Raw genomic sequence first — 16,131 nt, 5'->3', positions numbered from 1 at the left:
AAAAATATGATATAATCAGGTGGTTGATTAGGGGGTGTTCGTGTGTCGAGAACCAGACTTGTGTTCTCTGCGATGTTATTGCTATTTGGCATCATTTTTACGTTTAAGCATCACCTTGGTTTCTCAGTGGGGGACACGATGCTGTCTGCTATAGGCATGTCGCCTTATACCACATCCTACGTAAGTGGTGTGCATATCACGTTATTTTTTGGAATGGGCATATTAGCATCCAGCTACTATCTTACACGCAAAGAAATCATGTCATTACATCCTGTTCTGGCTAAACGGCTCTGGCTAATCGTTCTCGCTATCGTTCTCAGTTATTCCTACATGACGGATAAATTAATGTACGTAGCCAAATGGGGGGCTTCCGGTATCGATGGAGTTTCCTATGTCCAAAATGATAGCTCCTGTACCTATGACGTACTGGACAATGGTATTACACGAGTAAACTGTGACCTGACACTCAAAAATTACACCCGAGAGCCTGTAGCAGCTGTTCTCTTGCCTGACTTGGGCCGCAGTTACAAACAACATGATGATCCGCTCTATGAATCCCTGCAGTCTGTCGAGCTCAAACCTGTACATATAGAGATTGAGCCGTATGGAACATTTAAGGGTCAACTGGCGTTTTCCGGATTAGCTGACTCCCCGTTGCAAGTGAATGGAAAGCTAACCGATATTGTTTTGGATGTCGCCGTGGATGGAGAGAATACGGTGTTTGATTACGATATTCCATAATAGATACTGCGTTAGCAAGATAGAATGAATACATAATAAGAGTATTTGGATTAAAAGAGATTAAGCCATATATTGTGTTTAGAAAAGAGCTGACTTTTGTCAGCTCTTTTTTGCGTGGAAGTTGCAATTAGTGCAGAAAAGTTGGTTTTGTCACCTTTATGCATGTATATGGTAACGCTTACGATATATAGATAACCTCTTTAAAGAGGTTAAGTCAGGAGTAACAGATGAACTGTGAAGCGAATTCGCCCAGAAAAAACAGTTTATGTTTAACGCTTTCATCGTTAAAATTAGATTCACTGACTAATGAAGGCAAGGTGAGGTAAGAAGATGTCATACCGGACGAATCTATTTTCCAAAATGGTCATTTTAATTCTAATTATGCTGGTTCCAGTCGTACTGCTGTACTGGTATTCCAACCATAAAACAACAGCAGTTCTACGGGATGAACTCAATCGCTCCAACAGTAACCAACTTGAATTTTTTCAAAATCAGGTGAATACACACATCGAGTTGTTGTCCTCATGGCCGAATCTGCTCATTCATGATCCCGATATTGCGAGCTTTCGGCGGATCTACGCGGATTCCAAATATTTCGATCTGGATACGATCAATTTGGTAAAACGTATTCAGAACAAGCTGAGTATCCAGGAAAGTTCATCCAACTGGACAACGAAATTGTACCTTTATTCGCCGACGCTTGGCAGGGTCGTCTCTGAACGAGATGCCGGTTATTACGATCAGCAAACGCTTAGAGGCAACATATCATCCGGATGGAATGTTCGAAAGACTCAGGAGGGGGAAGATGATAAATTCATCTTCAGCTGGATCACGGTATCTCCATACGGCATTAGCGATCCCGCAGCCAATGCGCAGACCGTAATTAAGCTTGAATTCGATAGTGACAACATTCGAGATATGCTGGACAAATTCAAGGATGATGGTCGCCATGACCCCTTCTATTACCGGGAAGAGACGGGGGTTATCTATAACCGAACCTCGGATCGAGCTCTGACAGGTGAGCTGATGGATAATCTGGCCATTGATAAGCTTAAAGATGTTGATAACCGGACGGTAGTTATCGACGGTGAACCTTACATGGTTAATACGGTAAAGTCCAGCACGACAGGCTGGTATCTGGTTGATTACATGCCACTATCAGCTATTCTGAAGCCGATTCATCAGTCCAATATTCTATTTTATTCGGCCATGATCTGTCTGCTATTGATGAGCTTTGCCGTAGCCTATCTGTTATATGTACAGGTTCAAGTCCCTGTCAAACAGTTGATCCGTGGATTCCAACGATTGAAGCAGGAGGATTATTCAGTCCGAATTACGCCCAAGGGACGCAATGAATTCAGCTTTTTGTCCGAACGATTCAACTCCATGGTGGCGCAGATTCAGCAGTTGTTTGAACACGTGTATCTGGAACAGATTCATGTGCGTGAAGCCCGGCTGAAACAGCTGCAATCTCAGATTAATCCACACTTTTTCTATAATTGTTTCTCATTCATTACGAGCATGGCCAAGCTGAAGCGTGTCGATGCTGTCGTTGCCATGTCGCATAATCTGTCCCGATACTATCGCTATACAACGAGGCAGGAACGTGATGTGGTGCCGCTCACAGAAGAAATCGAGTTCGTCACCTGTTATCTGGAGATTCAGCAGATGCGTATGGACCGAATACGTTTCAAAATTGACTTATCCGAAGACATCCTGAGTCAGGAGGTACCACCTCTCATCGTACAACCACTGGTAGAGAATGCGGTTATCCACGGGATTGAAACCGATGCCGAAGCTGGGGAAATACGGGTGTCGGGAGAACAGAGAAATGGCATGATGATTCTTACCGTCGATGACGACGGACAAGGTATGGATGAACTGGCTCGGCAGATGCTGCTCCACAAACTCACAGGAGGTATGGATCAAGAAATGGGTTGTGGGTTATGGAACGTCAACCAGCGTCTTCAGCTCAGATATGGGGAGCAGGCGGGAATTAGCATTATGGAATCACCTCTTGGTGGGCTGCGTGTTACCTTGTCCTGGCCCGCTGACGAAGAACATCTTCTTGAATAGCAGGATAGAACTAGTGTGTTTATATGACTACAGCATAAGAACGATAGATCTCATTGTATAACGAAGCGGATAGGGAGTGACTGTCTTGATTGATATCTTATTGGTGGATGATGAAACGTATGTAACGGAAAGTCTGGAATTGACCATTCCCTGGGGAGAGCTCGGTGTTACGACGGTTTTGCGTGCGGCATCTGGCAAGGAAGCGCTGCGGATATTGGAAGAGAATGCAGTGGACCTCGTGGTGACCGATATTCGAATGCCGGGCATGTCCGGGCTGGAGCTGGTTGAGGAGGTAAGCAGTCGGTGGGCGCATATCCGCTGTATTCTGCTGACCGGACACAGTGATTTTCAATATGCCAAAAAAGCTATTCAACTGCAGGCTGCCGATTATATTCTCAAGCCGGTGAACGATGAGGAATTCATGGCTTCGGTCTCTGCTGCCATCACGTCCCTTCGGGATGATTGGGATGAATTTGATAAATACCATCGGTTGTTATACAGCCGGAAGTCAGATTATAAAATTTTGCGGGAGAATCTGATGCATGATTTGTTATTGGGCCGCGAAATTACAGCACGAGCACTGGGTGAACAGCTTGAAAAGTATGAGATTCTGCTTCAGCCGGATCAACCGGCAGTTATGATGCTAATTCGCCTTACAGGCCGGTTCTCTGCAATGGATCAGCAATCACTGGATTTGATGGAGTTTGCGGTTGGTAATATTGCAGAAGAGGTGTTTGGTCCCCATTTCAACGTGTGGTTTGGACGAGGTCCTCATGAGAGTCTAGTCATGATTATACAGAATCAGGGTTGGACGGAGCCTGCTCAGACCAATGTGGAAGAATTGAAGCAACCAGTTGGGACGTTCCGCGAGCATGTTATTCGATATCTGCAAGGCGATCTGTCCATGGTGGTCACAGCACCGTTTCAATTTGCCGATCTGACGACCGCTTATCGTAAAGGTTTGGGATCACTTGTTCTATCGGGTCCAGAGGAAAATACGATCATTTACATGGATAAAGAACTGTCGAAACGACCGGAGAACGATGCGGCTCAAGCGCTTGAAGAGCTCTATAAGCCACCCGTACTGCCTCAGTTGCTTGAAACCAAACAGTGGGAGGCAGCGGCACGTAAACTGAATGCCGTATTTGATGCAGCGGACCGCGTATGTCTTTCCAGAGAGCATGTATATGAGATGTATTTGTCTGTAACGAATGCCTTTATGTATATCGCTCATAAGCAGGGACATCTCGTACATGAGATTGATCATGCGGGATTTGACCTGTTGCTCGCGCATCAGTTGATTCAATCACCTGACAAACTTCGCCGCTGGGCGACTGAGATGCTTGCCAAGTTGCAGGAGGAGCTGTCGGATCAGGAAGGCGTACAGAGCCGCAGACACGTCATCAAGCAGGTTCAGGAGATGGTAACGAGAGACGCAGGACAGGATCTGTCCGTGAAGATGATCGCAGACAAGGTGTATTTGCATCCGGTCTACTTGTCCAAGATCTACAAAGCAGAGACCGGTGAGGGGTTGGGCGATTATATGATTCGCATGCGGATGGAGCGTGCATTGTATTTGCTGAAAAACACCAACAAAAAGATATACGAGATTACGAGTGAACTGGGGTACCAAAATCCGCAATATTTCAGCAAAATGTTCAAAAAGCATTACGGGATGACACCGAATGAATATCGGGATCAGGCATAATTTCAACATCATTCCAATATATAGGTTGCCAAAGGTGCAGAAATCTTGTTTTCGTGACATAGGCTGAAAGACCCGGCAGGCCTATAATGAAAGGGTAACCAAAATGATTGAAGGGGGAACAACATTGAGAGCGAAATCCACGAAAAAGAGATTACTGTCGCTTCTCGCAACGGCGGTGTGTCTGACCGGCGTCCTTGCAGGCTGTACAGGAGGAAATAGCGGAGGAGATAGCGAGGCATCAAGTGCGCCAGCTGTTGAAAACGAATACAAAGAAAAATATGATCCTGCAGTTACTATTACAACGGCATGGGGAATTGACCCTGAGCTAAAATTCAAAAATGGCGAATCAATGGAAAATAACGTAGCAACCAAGTGGGCCAAAGATCAATTCGGAATCGACATCAAATCCTTGTGGTCTGTGACGGATACGAACAACGCATTCGCCACAAAACTTCGTCTTGCGATGTCATCCGGGCAGGAGATGCCTGAAGTGGTAGTGGTAGGGGACAACCTGCTTGCACAGGATCTGATTGATTCTGGCATGTATCAGGAAGCGGGTCCGCTGTTCGACAAATATGCTTCCGACACCTGGAAAAAAGCGATGGAGCAGGATCCCAATGTATGGAACCAGTATAGCCGTGACGGTAAAAGAATGGGTATTCCCGTGCTGGACTATGCGTACAACAATGATTACCTACTGTGGATTCGCCAAGACTGGTTGGACAAGCTGAATCTGGAGGCGCCAAAAACGATTGATGAACTGGAAAAAGTCATGGATGCGTTCAAAAATCAAAATCCGGATGGCTTAGCCCCAGACAAGGTCGTTCCACTCAGCATCGGTTTCAAAACATCCATGAACACATGGATGGGTGATCCATCCTGGATTTTCGGTGCATACGGAACACTGCCATTCCAGTGGAATGTAGCTGAAGATGGCAAGCTGGAGTATGGTTCCATCAATCCTGGCATGAAGCAAGGTCTGACCAAATTGAGCGAATGGCTCAAAAAAGGTTACATCCCGCAGGAAGCAGCATTATGGGATGAAAACAAAACAGCAGAGCCAGCAGTGGCAGGTACAGCGGGTATTATCCCAGGTCCATACTGGATGAGTGGATGGCCGCTTCTGGATACAGTGAAAAATGTGCCAAGTGCCGTTTGGAAACCGATTGAAATCCCGACCGGTCCAGAAGGTAAAGCTATGCGTCATGGTACACAGTTTGTTAACGGCGTCATTCTGATCAAGAAAGACATGGAGCACCCTGAAGCATTCTTCACGTATGAGAACTACCTGTTCGACAATTATGCAGACCCGGCACCAGGTAGCCAATATGATAACGGTCTATTTGCAAAGTATGACTATCAATTGGATGCCAATGGAAAACAAATGCCGATTGACCAAATTGAAGGCGGTTATGTGAACGTTGTACGTTATTTGCTCGTTCGTGACGGTGCCCGTATTCCGGATGCTCAGATGAAAGCCCTGCTGAATCTGGCAGATGGCAAAGAGCCGGAAACTAAGTTGGAGAAAGACGTAGCCGTTAACTATGGGCCAGAAACCCCTGCTGCTGCAAAAGTTTTGCTCAGTCAGGAAGAAATCTCGTTCAAAAACATGTTCACAGGTCCTACAACAGCGACAATGAAATCCAAGCTCGACTACCTGAACAAAATTGAGAATCAAGCATTCAACGAAATTATTTATGGCAAAAATCCGGTAGACGCGTTCGATACATTTGTACAAACGTGGAAATCGGGTGGCGGTGACCAAATCACACAAGAGGTCAACGAATGGTATGACAGTGTGAAAAAATAAGGATCTAAGGGCGTGCAGACCAACCAGGTCTGCACGCTTTTTTTGTCGTTATGAGAGCCTGATTTGCTTCGGAAAGGTGTGGGTCAGCAGTGGATGAATGATTGAAAAGACAGCGAGTCCAAACTGGTTGCTTTTGTGCCATTTATATTGCTTTTATGTGCTGTTTGACCTATGCAAACGGTTGATATAATCGCAGTATAAGCCACTCAGGGAGCACTTGAGTAGGAAGAATTACAGGGGGAGCAATCATGAGAACTTTAAAACGAACTTGGCCATTTCACGTAATGCTGCTGCCAGCCATCATCTTTCTGATTATATTCAGTTATGTGCCTATGGGCGGAATCGTTATGGCATTTCAGAACTACAAACCATGGCTCGGCATCAGCGGCTCGGAGTGGGTCGGGCTAGATAATTTTAGATATTTGTTTGAACGCGAGGACAGTCTGCAAGTCATTTGGAACACACTGATCATTGCTGTGCTCAAACTCATCTTTAACTTGTTTGTCCCGTTTGTGTTCGCAATTTTGTTGAATGAAGTTCGCAAGATGGCGATCCAGCGAACGATCCAAACCTTGGTGTATCTGCCTCACTTCTTGTCTTGGGTTATCCTGGGCGGAATTCTGATTGATCTGTTATCCACCGGTGGACTGGTGAACCGGGTACTCGGAACATTCGGACTTGGGCCATACTTCTTCCTTGGAGATAACAGCTGGTTCCGACCAACAATTATTCTAACGGATGTGTGGAAGGAATTCGGCTATAACATGATTGTCTTCTTGGCTGCCCTTGCCGGCATTAACCCGGCGCTGTATGAAGCAGCAGAGATTGACGGAGCGGGTCGTTGGAAGCAGACGCTGCATATCACCATCCCGTCTCTTGTACCGATGCTAATGGTGGTTGGAACACTGGCATTGGGTAACGTGCTTAACGCCGGGTTCGATCAGATTTTCAATCTGTACAACCCGCTTGTATATCAAACGGGTGACATTATTGATACATTCGTTTATCGCTCGGCGCTGGAAAATGGAGAGATGGGCTTCGCGACCGCAATTGGATTATTTAAATCGGTCATCAGCATGGTCTTGATCCTTGTATCATACAGCCTAGCCAAAAAATACGCCGGATATCGCATATTCTAATCGAATGAACAGAGAAAGAAGGGACCACGATGTATCATAAATCAATGCCTTACCGCGTGTTCAATGTCATCAATATTTGTTTTCTCATTTTGGTTGCCATTATGTGTATTGTACCGATGATTCACGTTCTGGCTGTATCCTTCAGTAACAAGGCTGCCGCAGATGCCAATCTCGTCAATCTCTGGCCGGTAGGGTTCTCACTTGAAGCATACAAAAAAACGATGAATAATCCGATTTTCCTAAACTCTCTCTGGATTTCTTTGTTGCGGACAGTCATTGGTACAGGAATTACGTTGCTGATTACCTTTTTGGCGGCGTACCCGTTGTCGAAAGAAAATAGTGAATTTAAAGGCAGAACCGTATATTCATGGATTTTTGTTTTTAGTATGATCTTTAATGGGGGACTCGTTCCTTTCTACATGGTCATTCAGAAGATCGGCCTGATGGATTCCTTCTGGGTGCTGGTGCTTCCGGGAGCTGTCAACACCTTCCTCGTCATTCTGATGCTAAACTTCTTCCGGGGCATTCCGAAAGAGCTTGAGGAAGCGGCGCTGATGGATGGTGCCAATCACTTCAGAACGTTGTTCAGTATCTTCCTGCCGATTTCCATGCCATCTATCGCAACGATTGCACTGTTCAGCATGGTGTTTCACTGGAACTCATGGTTTGACGGATTACTCTACATGAACAATGCCAAGGATTATCCGCTGGCTACTTTCATGCAGACCGTAATTATCAAACGTGATATGAGTACGATGGCCATGAACCCGAAAGAGATGGAAACCATTTCTCAAACCACAGTAAGAGCGGCACAGATTTTTATCGGAAGTGCGCCAATCCTCATTGTGTATCCATTCCTGCAGCGCTTCTTTGTCAAAGGTATGACCTTGGGTTCGGTTAAAGGCTGAGCCTGCATCTAAATTAAACGGAGGTTGATGAAGTGAGCAATTTAAAGGAAGAGGCATTCATTCTCGGAATGGATGTGTCATTTATGGATGAAATTGAGCAGCATGGTGGGAGCTATCGTGATGAGCATGGGCAGCAGGCGGACCTGCTAACCCTTCTCAAGCTGGGTGATGCCAATGCAATCCGATTGCGAATCTGGAATGATCCTGTAGGAGGATTCTGTAATCTGGAGCGGACGGTAGCGGTAGCCAAACGGATTAAGGAACAAGGCTTGCAATTTTTACTGGATTTTCATTATTCCGATCGTTGGGCTGATCCAGCCAATCAATGGAAGCCAAAGGCGTGGGAGAAGCTCTCCTATGAAGAACTGCAGCGTGAGGTATGTACCTATACGGCAGATGTACTGAGAACACTCAAGGAGCATGATGCGTTACCGGACATGGTGCAGGTGGGCAACGAAATAACACCAGGCATGTTATGGGATGAGGGACGTGTGAGCGGAGAAGAGCATGATACGGATGAACAATGGGAACGTTTTGCCGGACTTGTGAAGTATGGGATAGCTGCGGTTAAATCCATCGATCCTGATATCAAGATCATGATTCATATAGACCGCGGTGGTGACAATGCAGAGAGTCGCAAGTTCTATGATCGGTTTGAGGCGCTAGGTGTGGAGTTCGATATCATTGGGCTCTCCTATTACCCTTGGTGGCACGGAACACTGGATGCACTGCGGGATAATCTGCATGACCTGGCTCAACGCTACGGCAAACCAATCAATGTGGTTGAAACCGCTTATCCTTGGACATTGGAGCAGCCTGAAGGCCACGAGTGGATTCTGAATCAGGAAGACCTGTTGCTGCCAGGATATCCAGCGAGTGTGGAAGGACAGACACGTTATCTGAAGGATCTGCTGCAGATTATTCGTGAGGTTCCCGGCGGTCTCGGAGCGGGATTCTATTACTGGGAGCCTGCCTGGATTCCTAGCAAGGAAGAGTGGTCTGTTGGACATCCGAATAACTGGGGCAACCTGACGATGTTTGACTTCAAGGGTCAGAAATTGCAATCGTTTTCAGCGCTGAAGGCTGGAGAGGAAAATGACACTACATTGGATGAGCAGCCGAGTGCTGCATTGATCAAATAGATTAATTAAAATGAAATGAATAAGGAGTTGTCAGCATGACATACAAATATCCACCTGTAAGTTCCAAAGCACCTCATATGTTACATGGTGCAGACTATAACCCGGAGCAATGGCTCCGCTATCCTGAAATTCTCGAAGAGGATATCCGCCTGATGAAGCTTGCCAAATGTAACGTGATGTCCGTTGGCATCTTCTCATGGGTATCCCTTGAACCAGAAGAAGGTGTATACACGTTTAACTGGCTGGATCATATTTTGGATACGTTTGCAGCGAATGGAATCTATGCATTTCTGGCTACCCCAAGCGGTGCAAGACCTGCCTGGATGTCGGCCAAGTATCCTGAAGTGTTGCGTGTTGGGGCCAATCGGGTTCGCAACCTGCATGGCTTCCGTCACAACCATTGTTATACGTCTCCGGTATACCGGGAGAAGGTTACGGCAATCAATACAAAGCTTGCAGAACGTTACTCGGATCATCCCGCAGTCATTGGCTGGCACATTTCCAATGAATTCGGCGGGGACTGCCACTGTGATTATTGCCAGGATGCTTTTCGTGGCTGGGTGAAAAACAAATACGGCACACTGGATGAGTTGAATCACTCCTGGTGGACGACATTCTGGAGCCATACCGTGACAGACTGGAGTCAAGTGGAGTCTCCTGCCCCGCACGGAGAGACACAGGTCCATGCGATGAATCTGGACTGGCGCAGGTTTGTCACCGATCAGACTGCTGATTTTATCGTGCACGAAACGAAACCGCTGAAGGCCAAAAATCCCGATCTGCCGGTAACGACCAACCTGATGGAATTTTATGAAGGATTGAACTACTGGAAGTTCGCTGACATTCTGGATTTCCTGTCATGGGACAGTTACCCGACATGGCATGATGCGGATGAAGAAGATACGCTGGCATCTAGAGTGGCGATGATGCATGATATCGTTCGTTCCATCAAGGGCGGGCAGCCGTTTCTATTGATGGAAAGTACACCAAGCTCAACCAACTGGCAAGAGACCAGCAAATTGAAACGTCCGGGCATGCATTTGCTGGCATCTCTGCAAGCTGTTGCACACGGCTCGGACAGTGTACAGTACTTCCAGTGGAGAAAGAGTCGGGGGTCCAGTGAAAAGCTTCATGGAGCAGTTGTGGACCATGTTGGACATGAACATACCCGTGTGTTCCAGGATGTTACTGACGTAGGAACGGCGCTGGAAGGAATGCAGGCGGTGGTTGGAACGTCCGTTCCGGCTGAAGTTGCCATCATCTTCGACTGGGAAAACCGCTGGGCAGTAAAGGATTCCCAAGGACCACGTAACATCGGAGTGAAGTACGAGCAGACGGTAGAATGGCATTATGATGCCTTTTGGAAAAAAGGTGTGCCTGTGGACGTCATCGACATGGATGCTGATCTCTCCAAGTACAAACTGCTCATCGCACCTATGCTCTATCTGGTACGTGAAGGAGTCGGCGAACGCATTGAGCGATTCGTAGAAAATGGCGGTACATTTGTAGCCACGTATTGGTCAGGTATCGTAAATGAGAATGATCTATGCTTCCTGGGAGGATTCCCTGGACCACTTCGCAAGACGCTGGGAATTTGGTCAGAAGAGATTGACGGCTTGCATGACCGTGATCTGAATGGGGTTGTGCCTGTGAAGGACAACGAGCTTCAACTGAATGCCGAGTATGATGCTTTCGAATTATGCGACCTGATTCATCTGGAAGGTGCAGAAGCGCTAGCGACATATCGCTCCGACTTCTATGCTGGACGGCCTGCTTTGACCGTTAATCGTCTTGGTTCAGGTAAAGCTTATTATATGGCTACACGTTTCAAAGCTCCATTTTACGATGATTTCTATGGCAGTTTAATCGCTGATCTGGGTATTGAGCGTGCTCTTGAAACTCAGCTTCCTGCTGGAGTTACAGCACACATTCGTACTGATGGAACAGCAGATTATGTATTTGTGCAGAACTACACACCGGAGCCGAAGCAAGTACAACTGGACAACCAGTCCTATCGTGATCTGCTGAGTGATGATGCTGTGGAGGGCAGCCTGGATTTGCAGCCATATGACATCCGGGTACTGCGCAGAGCGGCTGAGCGTAAATAATATAATATTACTCAATTGACTGGAAAATCTGGGGATAAAACGAGTGGAAGGTTGTTCTGTCATCAGAGTGGCAAGTGTAAATATTCTTAGTTCAACTTATATATAGCACGCAGAAGGGTCACCCTTAACGTCTCGATCAGACGGAGAGGGTGGTCCTTTTTGTCGTATTTAGATCACGTTGAGTACTTTTTCTGGGCAAGATAAAGGATAAACGTGTCCGCGCAGCGAAGACAAACAGGTAACATTGCAACTCATGACTTTCAGTCTGGGAGGAATTGGAATGAATCAAAGGAATTTAGACGGTAACAGCTTTATTATTCGGCTGGAAATGACAACAAAAGACATCAAGTTTGGCGAAGTGGCTTCGGCCATCTCGGAAGCCGGCGGGGACATCATCGCCATCGACGTAATTTCGACCAATCAGGATGTTAGTGTGCGCGACTTAACTGTTGCTGTAACGGATGCACAAGATAACAACAAAATTATAGAAGGGGTGCGTCAGCTTAAAGGGGCATCCATCATAAACGTATCGGACCGGACGTTCCTGCTGCACTTGGGCGGCAAGATCGAGGTTACTCCGAAGGTCCCGATTCATAACCGGGAAGATCTGTCACGCGTATATACACCGGATGTGGCCCGGGTATGTTCGGCTATATCAGAAGAGCCTGGAAAGGCATTTTCGCTGACAATCAAGCGGAATACGGTTGCCGTAGTATCGGATGGTAGTGCAGTGCTCGGACTTGGCAATATTGGACCACGTGCCGCAATGCCGGTCATGGAAGGTAAAGCGATGTTGTTCAAACAGTTTGCAGGAGTGGATGCTTTTCCAATCTGCCTGGATACACAGGATACCGAGGAAATCATTCGAACTGTGAAAGCGATCTCACCGGCATTTGGCGGGATTAATCTGGAGGATATTTCTTCACCACGTTGCTTCGAAATTGAGCGTCGCCTGAATGAGGAACTGGACATTCCAGTATTTCATGACGATCAGCATGGTACAGCAGTTGTATTGTATGCAGGTCTGATTAATGCGCTCAAGCTGGTTGGCAAGTCCATCACGGATGTAAAAATAGTTGTCTGTGGTATCGGTGCAGCAGGTGTGGCATGCAGTAATATTCTGCTGTCCGCTGGTGCGAGTCGGGTTGTCGGCGTCGATCGTGAAGGTGCATTGGTACGGACGACTACCTATGAAAATGAAGTATGGAGCGACTATGCAGCGCGTACCAACCCGGAACTGGAGACAGGTTCACTTCGTGACGTGATTCGCGGAGCAGACGTCTTCATCGGCTTGTCACGCGGTAATCTGTTAACCCGGGAAGATGTGCAAACTATGGCTGCTGACCCGATTGTCTTCGCCATGGCGAATCCGGTACCGGAGATTATGCCATCTGTGGTAGAAGACATCGTGGCTGTCATGGCGACAGGCCGCTCGGATTATCCGAATCAGATCAATAATGTATTGTGTTTCCCGGGGATGTTTAGAGCCGTTCTGGATTGCCGTGCCAGTGAGATTAATGAGGAGATGAAGCTCGCAGCAGCTCAGGCGATTGCTTCAGCGATTTCGGATGAAGAGCGCACCCGTTATTATATTATTCCGAGTGTGTTTAACGATAAAATTGTCAAATCGATGCGCAATCGCGTGATTGAAGCAGCGGTCAAGACCGGTGTGGCAAGACGTATACCACGTGAACAAACTCGCGAAGGCGGGGACGTATAAGATGCAAGAGAAATCCCCTCAACATCTGAATCTAGGCACGCAACAATCAGGGTATGGGGATCAGGTTGATGGAACGTTAACAGGAGAGGCTATTCTTCGGGCGGCTCGTGCTTTTGTACAGGGAGATGCGGCCGCACATACAGATGGTCATGACTGGCCTCATATCGAGCGGGTGACCGCACTTGCGGTCGAGCTCGCACACCGTATGGGTGCCGATCCCTTTATCTGTGAACTCGCTGCATTGCTTCATGATGTGCCGGATGAGAAGTTGAACGAAAGTCTCGAAGCCGGGATGGCGAAGCTGAATGCATGGCTGGATACCCAGCCGCTTGAAGCGGGTACACGGGAAGCTGTGATACACATCATTAGTTCTATTTCCTATGCAGGAGGACAGCGCCCTGCTGTTTCATCCCTGGAAGCTCAGGTCGTGCAGGATGCGGATCGCCTGGATGCGTTGGGCGCCATTGGAATTGCTCGTACATTTGCTTTTGCCGGTGCGAGAGGTCGTGAGATGTATGATCCTGCCCTTCCGCCACGAGAGCAGATGACGCGGGAAGAATACCGGAATGGACGCAGTACAACGATCAATCACTTTTACGAAAAGCTGTTTAAGCTAAAAGATCTGATGAACACGTCCTACGGCAAGGAACTGGCGGAGCAGCGTCATGACTTTATGATGCAGTTTGTGGAGCAGTTCAAGTGTGAATGGGAAGGAAGGTTTTCATAACTTTCTCCGTTTGAGTTAAACATACAATACCCCCTACTTCCGAAAGTGGAGTGTGGGGTATTGTTTTGTGTACATAGAAGTAGTAGGAAATTGAATTTAACTCATCAACAGGATACAAGGCATGGTAACCCAAAGGCTTCCATGATACAATAAATCGTTCTCCTGAATTGATTCGGGCAAAAAAAGAAATATGGGGTAATAATGATAATGATCATCCAACGAATGAAATCAGTTTCGAAAAAGAGGAGGGGTCACCATGTCATTTGGTGCACGTGTACTTAAGACAGGGATTGCGGTCACGCTGGCCCTGTACCTTAGCAGCATGTTCCTGAACCCGCAATCTCCCGTTCCCGCCGCGATTGCGGCCATCTTTGCGATGCAGCCATCCATTTATCGTTCCTGGAAGTATTTCCTAGATCAGCTGCAAACCACCACACTTGGGGCAATTGTGGCCTTGCTGGGAGGCATGGTACTGTCCAATGAGCCGATTGCCGTCGGGTTAATTATTGTGCTGGTTATTATGATTTGTCTTAAATTGAATATGGGCGAAACGGTTGGTCTGACGCTGGTAACCGTTGTATCGATTATGGAAGCGTCGGGTGACTGGCATTTTGCTTTGAACCGTTTCCTGCTGACACTTGTCGGCATTGTATCTGCGTTTCTTATTAACATTACGGTATTTCCACCCAAGCCGAAGATTCAGTTCGTGAAGCAGATTCAGAGTGTGTTCAGTGGCATGTCACTGCTACTGCGTACATCGATCTCGGATGAGATCAAGGAAGTAGTGTTCCGGGATGAGAAAAACAATCTGGGCGGTTCGATTAAATCTTTGTCAGATAAATATAATTTGTTTGAAGAAGAACAGAAGAAGATGAAACGTTCCAAATTCAGTGAGACCCGGCAGATGGTCGTATACAAACAGATGCTACTGAGCCTGCAAAAAGGATTCGATGTGCTGGATTCGGTAGAACGCCATTATTTTCAGGCACAGCGCACGCCTGAAATGGATCAGTTCTTTGATACACATCTGGAGCTTGTAATCAAATTCCATGAACATGCGCTGCTCAAATTCGAGGATAAGCTGAAACCGAACGGAGAAGAAGCGGCACAGTTCATTTTGGATAATGATCGTTTTATGGAGCAGGCCATTTCCCAGTTTGATATCGATCAGGAAGGGATGCTGAGACTGTCCATCGTTGCAGCTGCAATCTATGATTATGGCTATCAGCTGGAACGATTAAACCGGCTTGCCGAACATGTGCATAGTGCCAGTGAAGACAAGGAGTCACAGGATAAAATTCTGAATTGGCTTAAATGGCCGTAAACATGGTAATACGGTTTGCGGTGATGTGGTTTGTCATATACAATGGAACCACAACCAGCCCGGACAGCGTGTCCGGGTTGTTTTGTATACATAGCGCAAACCTTGCGCAACCAACTCAATCGAACCGAGGTAGATACGTATGAATGTAACACAGCTTAGCACTGAATGGATGGAGTGGTTCAATGGACAGGATCTGGAGCAGAAGCAACACGAAGCGATGCAATTGCTCACTGTGTCCGAAGATGGCTTGCCGCATCAGGCGATGATCAGTATGGGGGAAGTCATTGCTATTGCGCCCAATTTGCTGAGACTGGCTTTATGGCCGGGAACACAGACAAGTATGAATATGAGTCGAACAGGCAAGGCTACCTTGATTGCTGTCCATCAGCAAAGCTTGTTTTCTATTCGTCTGGATGTGACTTCACTGCCACAACTCATGGAAGCTGTGCATCCGAGAGATCGTTTTGAGGCTCAGGTGTTAAACATTCGAGTAGATCATGCACCCTATGCGGAGATTACTTCAGGGATCACATTTCAATTAAAAGATGAGTCTGGGGCAATTACACGTTGGAGAGAGACCATTGAAGAATTACGACAATAGAATGGTAAACGTTCTATATTCACCCCATTCGAGGGTAATAATAGAATGAAAACAACAAAAAACGCCTCCGCTTGCATCGGGACGTTGTCACTGGTACAATAAAAAATGGTTTTCAGAAAATTAGAAC

12 protein-coding genes are annotated in these 16,131 nt (G+C 46.8%); all 12 read left to right on the top strand.

Features of this window, described 5'->3' with window-relative positions; genetic code table 11:
• The first annotated feature begins 42 nt into the window (after nt 1-42).
• The 12 genes from HP548_RS10095 to HP548_RS10040 all read left to right on the top strand — a co-directional run bounded on the left by HP548_RS10095 (nt 43) and on the right by HP548_RS10040 (nt 16,004).
• Entirely contained in the window at nt 43-741 is a 699-nt protein-coding gene (locus tag HP548_RS10095) for a hypothetical protein (protein WP_099853463.1), read from the top strand.
• Between the two features lie 330 nt (nt 742-1,071).
• Nucleotides 1,072-2,817 (top strand): sensor histidine kinase, encoded by a 1,746-nt coding sequence (locus HP548_RS10090; protein ID WP_175381580.1) that lies wholly within the window; start codon nt 1,072-1,074, stop codon nt 2,815-2,817.
• Nucleotides 2,818-2,902: 85 nt separating this feature from the next.
• Complete coding sequence (locus HP548_RS10085; protein WP_099853457.1) at nt 2,903-4,525, top strand: response regulator; 1,623 nt, start codon at nt 2,903-2,905, stop codon at nt 4,523-4,525.
• Between the two features lie 124 nt (nt 4,526-4,649).
• Nucleotides 4,650-6,335: a type 2 periplasmic-binding domain-containing protein gene (locus tag HP548_RS10080; RefSeq protein ID WP_099853716.1), complete on the top strand. Its 1,686-nt coding sequence runs from the start codon at nt 4,650-4,652 to the stop codon at nt 6,333-6,335.
• Nucleotides 6,336-6,583: 248 nt separating this feature from the next.
• Complete coding sequence (locus HP548_RS10075) at nt 6,584-7,474, top strand: ABC transporter permease (RefSeq protein WP_062321959.1); 891 nt, start codon at nt 6,584-6,586, stop codon at nt 7,472-7,474.
• 29 nt (nt 7,475-7,503) lie between these two features.
• Nucleotides 7,504-8,382 carry a carbohydrate ABC transporter permease gene (locus HP548_RS10070; RefSeq protein WP_076289424.1) on the top strand — a complete coding sequence of 293 codons (879 nt, stop codon included), beginning with the start codon at nt 7,504-7,506 and terminating at the stop codon, nt 8,380-8,382.
• A gap of 32 nt (nt 8,383-8,414) precedes the next feature.
• The gene (locus HP548_RS10065; RefSeq protein ID WP_099853454.1) at nt 8,415-9,524 is read left to right on the top strand and encodes a glycoside hydrolase family 53 protein; all 1,110 of its coding nucleotides are present in this window, start codon (nt 8,415-8,417) and stop codon (nt 9,522-9,524) included.
• Between the two features lie 35 nt (nt 9,525-9,559).
• On the top strand, nt 9,560-11,632 hold the full coding sequence (locus HP548_RS10060; protein WP_076289425.1) for a beta-galactosidase: 2,073 nt from the start codon (nt 9,560-9,562) through the stop codon (nt 11,630-11,632).
• Nucleotides 11,633-11,912: 280 nt separating this feature from the next.
• Nucleotides 11,913-13,352 (top strand): NAD-dependent malic enzyme, encoded by a 1,440-nt coding sequence (locus HP548_RS10055; RefSeq protein ID WP_076289426.1) that lies wholly within the window; start codon nt 11,913-11,915, stop codon nt 13,350-13,352.
• Between the two features lies 1 nt (nt 13,353).
• A complete protein-coding gene (locus tag HP548_RS10050; RefSeq protein WP_175381579.1) occupies nt 13,354-14,079 on the top strand; it encodes an HD domain-containing protein in 726 nt (241 codons plus the stop codon).
• Between the two features lie 256 nt (nt 14,080-14,335).
• Nucleotides 14,336-15,403: an FUSC family protein gene (locus HP548_RS10045; protein WP_076289428.1), complete on the top strand. Its 1,068-nt coding sequence runs from the start codon at nt 14,336-14,338 to the stop codon at nt 15,401-15,403.
• Between the two features lie 139 nt (nt 15,404-15,542).
• A complete protein-coding gene (locus tag HP548_RS10040) occupies nt 15,543-16,004 on the top strand; it encodes a pyridoxamine 5'-phosphate oxidase family protein (RefSeq protein ID WP_175381578.1) in 462 nt (153 codons plus the stop codon).
• The last annotated feature ends 127 nt before the right edge of the window (nt 16,005-16,131 follow it).

Origin of the sequence: Paenibacillus taichungensis (assembly GCF_013359905.1) — a bacterium.
Classification (GTDB): domain Bacteria; phylum Bacillota; class Bacilli; order Paenibacillales; family Paenibacillaceae; genus Paenibacillus; species Paenibacillus taichungensis.
This window is presented reverse-complemented; position numbering and strand designations above follow the sequence as displayed.

Bases quoted from the DNA above. Each gene is read 5' to 3' on its own strand.
- HP548_RS10070 (WP_076289424.1), top strand. From the start codon at position 7,504: ATGTATCATAAATCAATGCCTTACCGCGTGTTCAATGTCATCAATATT.
- HP548_RS10050 (WP_175381579.1), top strand. From the start codon at position 13,354: ATGCAAGAGAAATCCCCTCAACATCTGAATCTAGGCACGCAACAATCA.
- HP548_RS10090 (WP_175381580.1), top strand. From the start codon at position 1,072: ATGTCATACCGGACGAATCTATTTTCCAAAATGGTCATTTTAATTCTA.
- HP548_RS10055 (WP_076289426.1), top strand. From the start codon at position 11,913: ATGAATCAAAGGAATTTAGACGGTAACAGCTTTATTATTCGGCTGGAA.
- HP548_RS10075 (WP_062321959.1), top strand. From the start codon at position 6,584: ATGAGAACTTTAAAACGAACTTGGCCATTTCACGTAATGCTGCTGCCA.
- HP548_RS10045 (WP_076289428.1), top strand. From the start codon at position 14,336: ATGTCATTTGGTGCACGTGTACTTAAGACAGGGATTGCGGTCACGCTG.
- HP548_RS10060 (WP_076289425.1), top strand. From the start codon at position 9,560: ATGACATACAAATATCCACCTGTAAGTTCCAAAGCACCTCATATGTTA.
- HP548_RS10040 (WP_175381578.1), top strand. From the start codon at position 15,543: ATGAATGTAACACAGCTTAGCACTGAATGGATGGAGTGGTTCAATGGA.